Raw genomic sequence first — 6,627 nt, 5'->3', positions numbered from 1 at the left:
TTGACGGCCGACCAAGATGCGCCTCCCGGCAACAAAGGCGCTTGCTCTAGGTCAAGACGCCCTCGTGCTGCCCAGCCACGCGGAACGGCTGCTGTCCTGCACGGGCCGACACTGTCACTATCGGCCATGACCGGGCCTGTATCGAATCCCGACCAACGTCCGATAAAGGCAAAAGGAGACGATGGGCGCCACCAGCCCCCAGCCCCCAATGTCCGCTGTTCGCGATCGCCGGCGCTCGGGCAGCGCATGCGAATGTCTCAGATCAGCCTGTACCTGCCCATCACCGTGGATGGGCCGTCGGCTGCTCGTGGCCGACGGCATATCAAAACGAAGCTGCCAATTTGGCGGGGTCGATCTGCCTCAGCAGTTCATGTGGCTCACCATTTCGCTCGTCGAGCCAGGCGTCGTACTCCGCCTCATCCAAGATCACCACCATCCGCTTCTCATCCTCCGGTCGGTGAAAGTTGCGCATCAGCGGATGGTCGTCAGCATTGACCGTCAACATGCTCATGCTGCGGATGATCGTGCCATCAGGTGCACGCCAACCTGTCCAGATGCCGGCGATCCCCATGGGCTGACCGTCACTTCGAGAGATCCGTGTGGGTACCGCATGTCCTGACCGCCAGTCAGGCTCGTAGAAAGCCTCTGCCGGAATGATGCAGCGCCGCCCCAAGCGCCAAGCATCACGGTAGCTGGGCTTGGTCGCCACCGTCTCACTGCGTGCGTTGTAGGTGCGCTTGGCAATCGTGGTGTCTTTGGACCAGTGCGGAATCAAGCCGAACGAGCCGACCATCGCCTCACGCCACGGCGCTACACCTTCCTCTTGCATGGCATCTTTCGGGTGCCGGATGAACAGCCCCGTGTAGCCCGGCCAGACATCTGCCTTCGCGCCCTCGGGCATCGACACCTGGAACGCCTGCTTCAGACGTTCGGGTTTGTACACGGCTTCGTAGTGGGCGCACATAGACAAAATGGTAGGTCACCTTATACTGTATGTATGTACAGTCTTCGTGATTTCAGCCAACCCGTTCCGCTTGCAGACTCTGGACTGACGCTGCCCTTGGCGGGCGACAAGGTGTGTGCGGGCTTTCCGTCGCCGGCTGAGGACTTTGCCGTCAAACGCATCGACCTGACGCAAGAACTGGTCACCCACCCCCAGGCGACCTTCTTGCTGCGTGTCAGCGGCGAATCCATGCGCGAGGCAGGCATCTTCGATGGCGACATGCTGGTGGTTAACAAGGCGCTCAAGCCTCGTCACGGTCAGGTGGTCGTGGCCGTGGTGGACGGCGAGTTCACCGTCAAGTACCTGTACCAACGCGCCGGGCACGTGAAGCTGAAGGCGGCCAACGCCACCTACCCGGACATCACGCCCAAGGATGGCCAGACGCTGGAGGTGTGGGGCGTTGTCACTGCCAGCATCAAGCGCTTCCCCACCTGAGGAGGTGCGCCATGTATGCGCTGGTGGACGGCAACAACTTCTATGTGAGTTGCGAACGAGTGTTTCGGCCCAGCCTGAATGACAGGCCGGTGGTCGTGCTGTCGAACAACGACGGGTGCGCCATCGCGCGCTCCAACGAGGCCAAGGCCCTCGGCATCAAGATGGGCGAGCCCTGGTTCAAGATCCGCCAACTGGAGGAACAGGCCGGGCTGGTCGCCTTGTCGGCCAACTTCACGCTCTACGGCGACATGAGCGACCGGATGATGAGCCTGGCGGCGGGGCTTGGCCCAACCCAGGAGATCTACAGCATTGACGAGAGCTTCATCGGATTGCATGGCGTGCGGGGTGAGCTGGTCGAGCGAGCCTGGAAGATTCGCGCCCGCATCAACCAGTGGATCGGCATCCCCTGCGGCATCGGGATCGCCCAGACCAAGACATTGGCAAAGCTGGCCAACCACATCGCCAAGACAGTCGAGCGCATGCCGGGCACCTACCCGGATGAACTCGCCACAGTGTGCGACCTGTCCCGACTCGGAGCAGATCAACTGCGGGAGGTCATGACTTCCACCGACGTTGGCGAGGTGTGGGGCATCGGCCGCCAGATCAGCGCCCAACTCAAGGAGCGTGGGGTGAAGTCCGTACAGGACTTCGTTGACATTCCCTGCTCGGTGGTGCGGGGCACCTGGGGCGTGGTGCTGGAGCGCACATGGCGCGAGCTCAAGGGCGAGGCCTGCATTGAGTTTGCGGACATGCCCGCACCCAAGAAGCAGATCGCCTGTACCCGCAGCTTTGGCCAGCCCGTCACAGGGCTGAACGAGTTGCGGGAGGCAATCAGTGAGTTCACGTCACGGGCAGCCGAGAAGCTGCGCAAGCAACGCCACCTGGCAGGGCAGGTGCTGGTGTTTGCAAGGACTTCACCGTTCAGGGATGGGCCACGGTTCTCCAAGAGCGTGGTCGTGCCATTGGTGCGGCCCAGCGCCGACACCACTGAGTTGGCCAACGCAGCGGCGAAGGGGCTGCGGAGCATCTATGCGCCCGGATTCCAGCTGGCCAAGGCCGGCGTGATGCTGCTGGACCTCGTGCCGGGCACCTTCGTGCAAGGAGAGTTGGATTCGGGCGAGCAGACGACCGAACAGCGAGACCGCTCCAAGTTGATGCATGCCATGGATCGGGTCAACGACCGGTTTGGCAAACGAACGGTGTTGCTGGGTAGCTCAGGTCTGAGCCAAGGCGTCGACACATGGGGCATGCGACAGGTCCGAAGAACACCCAGCTACACGACGCAGTGGAGCGACGTGCCGACAGTGAGGGCTTGAGAGGCAGTTTCCACCCGTTCCGGGCATTGTCTGCGTCAGGCCGAGTGCTCGCTTGGAAGCGTTCTCGGCCCTTCGTCCTATGCTGCAGGACGCATGCTGAAAACACCTAAACAGCCATTGACACGCCGAAACGGCCGTCAAGTGCAGGTCTGGGTAAAAGGGCCTGCGGTCATTAGCGACCGCCTAGGGCACCGAGAGGAGACCGCACTCAATGTGGACTTAGGCAATCAGGCAGTTAACGAGCAAGCGATCAAACGATCTATGTCAGCCTCCCTTAGGGAAAGGGCTAATCCCCGACTTCCTACTGTCGAATTTATTTACAACAAACAGAGCGTTGATGTGCAAGTCATTGAACTTAAAGGGATAACACCCCTGGCATGAACTGTGCTAACGCACTATGAACGCCACCAACCACGGACTGCCATGTTGACGCGCATTATTCTTATCCTCACTTGCCTTCTGGCCATGACCACTGCAAACGCAATTGTGCTGAATGGCAGGGTTTATCAAATCGACGGTGACGGTGACTCTCTGGTCGACGACGTAAAGATATCTCGAATCAAGTTTGATGTTACCGCTGGTACTACTGTTTTTTTTGATTCCTTGGTGTTTGAGCCAGACTGGTCAGGTTCGCCCGAGCTGACTGACAAGGCCGACCTCAATGGCGATGGGTATATCACACGCTTTGATAATCAAATGTTGCTCTTTTCAGGTGGCGTGGCGTTGATGAATGTTGATGATTCAATGGACACTTTCGGTGATGGCTCAATGACGTCGCATGACGCGGCCTTTTACTATATATTTGCCAACTCCGGCACCTATGTGGTTACACTTGGGCAACTAATCCATGATGCATCCTCTGCATTGCAAGGCTATCAGGCGGATACACCTTTCTATAATTTAGATCACGTGAATTGGGGGTCAGTTCCATCCTTTGGTGCGTGGCGTTTGACCATGACTGCCACCAATGGTGCAGTGAGCAACGTGATTGCCCTTGACGACCCGCAGGGGGAAATTTCTGAACCGTCGATCCTTGCACTCGTAGGACTTGCATTCGTTGGTCTTGGCATCGCTCGCCGCAGGCTCTAATAACTGTGTTGGCAAATGGTTTTATCCGTGCGATGTTCGCTCGCCAAATCTCATCGGTGAGTGGTTTGCAGTAGCATTGGAGCCATAAGTCGGCGGCTTGAAATTGTTCTGCTATTTCGCAGGGCATCAACACTGCATATAAATTGACCTCAATTCATTTTCGGGAAATGCGCGTAATCCAAAATGACTGTGGGAATAGCCTTCCGAGGATGGACTATGCCAACGTAAGCGCGCCAAGCACTGAATCTCACAATTGACAGGGGTTCGCTTGAGCGCGAAATCACGCTTTCTATTGGTGCAGCTCATTTTTTTAATGGGTGGCTGCACTACTGTGAAGATCTATAACGCATCAGTCACAGAAAAAATTTATCCGGGTTTATTGTCTCTCAATGTCTCCCCCCTCCCGGGAGGTGCTCTTACCTTAACAAAGGGGCTCGGGTTTACATTTGGTCAAAATTCAACAACGCTAGGATACCTTAACGAGTTGGTCTTCATCGCCCCTGACACTTCTGGATGCCGAGTGGTAATGTTTGCAAACAATGTGGCTCAGATCGATTTGGCTTTGAGATCACTAGGGGGCCTCGATTCCTTTCGAGATTCGCATTGCACGGTTCTTATTGGAGGAGCTCAATGAAGCAATGGATGCGATGGTCAGCGATTTCAGGCGCTATTTTGTGCGTAGCTTGTGCGCCGCTGCAGCAAGCACCTCTGGTGTACTCGTCGAAACTCATTGTCGGCCTGGATGTCTCCGCGAATGGTAGCGAGAGTCCCGGGGCGTCAATCAACATCGGTGTCAAATCGGTCGATTCAGCATATGTGCCAATTGCCGTATCTAAAGCACTTGACCCTATAGGGAAACGTACAGATGAGGCCACGGTGACAATTCAAGCGATCTATGCAGAATACGGTGCAGAGGATTCAGACCGGTTCTCGCGGGCCGGGACGGATGCCAACAAAGGTAAAATCGTGGCCTATCTGGATGCATGGAAAAACCTCAACGAGGCGCAAACTCAATATAATAGAATCAAGGGGCAGCAGGACCAAGCTATTGCAAAACTCAATCAATTCAAATCATTTCGCATTGCCGTAACTGAAGCGCAAGGAATTGTTTCGGAGGGGCTGGCTGCCGCTTCTGCGAGCGCGCCGGCAGAGACGAGTAGCAATGCCATTGTCGATTCATTAAACAAACGCGCCAAGAGTATAGGTGCCGATCTCCCGCAGTTTTCAATAACAGACGGGAGCATTGATTTCGATGCCGGGTTGCTCAAGTTGGACTCTCTGATTGCCAGCATAGAGGCAGATATGAGCAGCCACATGAACGCCCTTGATGCAGCGCAGCAAAAAATTGACTTAGCCAAGAGCCTTGCCGACGAGCGTTTTGCAGCTGCAGCTCAGGCAGCGAATCTGATTAACACAAAGAAGCGTGATGCGCTTTCTGTATATGGTCGATTTGATTCAAATGGATCGTCTGCCACGTCTTTGGGTAATCAATCTGGAGCCAGCGCGAACGGGTCTGTTCTGGTTGGCAAGGTTTTTTCCACCGGTTTAGCCTCTCAGAATCTAACAGAGGCTGTGATGCTGGAGGCGCGATCAAAGTGCGTGACCAGCGCCTTGGCGGTTGCCAACGCACTCAAGAACGATTCCGACAAAATGATCTTATTCGGCAAGTTGGAGGAGCTTTGCTCCAAACGTAACCAGGAGTCAAGTCATAGCCGATGAGCCGAAAATGGGTATGCTGCGCAAAGGCGTGGCGTGCAACGCACCCTTGCTGAATGGCCGCTGCTAAAAGTGCGGCGGTCGGTCGCGACTCAGGATCCCGAATCGAAGGTCTCCGTGGCGGCTATACACGGGTTGATACACCTGACCGACTGCAATCAGCCTAATGCCGCCAATCCGGCTTGCGGCTTCTCAGCGGCTGCGGTCGCTCGTTCCAAAGTTCCAAATGACAGTTGAAAGACAACGAACAGTCGTTGGGCCAGTTAAATGTGAGCTGACTTCAAGATTAAGGTCAGCTGACGAAGTTCATCTTCCGTAGACCTTGCGGGGAGAGGCTCTAAGCGCTGAGCCGCCAACCTCTCATCCCCTTACCCAATTAGCGCTGCCGCCCTTGCACTGCCGATCACCGATGCAATACAGCCCGCCCGGGAGAAGACACCAAGCTCAACAGGCCACCGTAAAACCCGGGGCCCTTCAGTATTGACTGATTGCCAAACATGGGGCGACCGTATGACAAATCTTATTCGCATAAGATATTACACGCATCTTGTGAATGCCTGGAGCCCCATCTAGCAATGACATTTGGAACCTCCTTCCTAAAGCACTGCGGCTCGCGACATACTGAAGTCGCTTCAAAGAATTCATTCTGCATCGGACATCTCATTTCCTCGAATGCTTATACGGGCGCCGGTGGGTGCCAGTCGTGGAGCATCAGGCGCCTCTTGCACAGGATTATCCCTATCCAAACCTTTCTCACAGACAGTGAAACGCTCTCCGAAACGCCGGGCACAGATCTGGCTAGCAAAGTTGCAGCAGATGGCTGAACTCGCGCCTTTACGTGACTCGCAGAGTGGGGTGCGTCGAAATATCTTACACAACTTAAGGCGCGATCTCGTAGAGTTTCACGTAAGCCTTTGATCTGACAGGATTTCCAATAGCGCCTTGAGAGGGAACATGAATTGCTTAGAAGGAATGATACAAAAGATCTCTCAAGACTCGCGTGAACAACTCCCGTCTAAATTATTCATGCGGCCAAAGCATCAGTCAATGATGTGCCCAGCGGCTTTA

At 55.5% G+C, this 6,627-nt stretch carries 5 protein-coding genes; 4 read left to right on the top strand and 1 reads right to left on the bottom strand.

The annotated features are described in order from the left end of the window. Positions 1-322 precede the first annotated feature (322 nt). Positions 323-964: an SOS response-associated peptidase gene (locus RBT42_RS12010; protein WP_320365406.1), complete on the bottom strand. Its 642-nt coding sequence runs from the start codon at positions 962-964 to the stop codon at positions 323-325. 33 nt (positions 965-997) lie between these two features. Here RBT42_RS12010 and RBT42_RS12005 point away from each other — a divergent pair, with 33 nt between their 5' ends. The 4 genes from RBT42_RS12005 to RBT42_RS11990 all read left to right on the top strand — a co-directional run bounded on the left by RBT42_RS12005 (position 998) and on the right by RBT42_RS11990 (position 5,562). Then, positions 998-1,438 (top strand): translesion error-prone DNA polymerase V autoproteolytic subunit, encoded by a 441-nt coding sequence (locus RBT42_RS12005; protein ID WP_320365404.1) that lies wholly within the window; start codon positions 998-1,000, stop codon positions 1,436-1,438. 11 nt (positions 1,439-1,449) lie between these two features. Then, positions 1,450-2,754, top strand: coding sequence for a Y-family DNA polymerase (locus RBT42_RS12000; protein ID WP_320365402.1), 1,305 nt, complete (start codon positions 1,450-1,452; stop codon positions 2,752-2,754). Positions 2,755-3,177: 423 nt separating this feature from the next. Further along, positions 3,178-3,843 (top strand): DVUA0089 family protein, encoded by a 666-nt coding sequence (locus RBT42_RS11995; protein ID WP_320365400.1) that lies wholly within the window; start codon positions 3,178-3,180, stop codon positions 3,841-3,843. Between the two features lie 630 nt (positions 3,844-4,473). Then, complete coding sequence (locus RBT42_RS11990; RefSeq protein ID WP_320365398.1) at positions 4,474-5,562, top strand: hypothetical protein; 1,089 nt, start codon at positions 4,474-4,476, stop codon at positions 5,560-5,562. The last annotated feature ends 1,065 nt before the right edge of the window (positions 5,563-6,627 follow it).

Source organism: Aquabacterium sp., assembly GCF_034003525.1.
GTDB lineage: Bacteria > Pseudomonadota > Gammaproteobacteria > Burkholderiales > Burkholderiaceae_C > Aquabacterium.
This window is presented reverse-complemented; position numbering and strand designations above follow the sequence as displayed.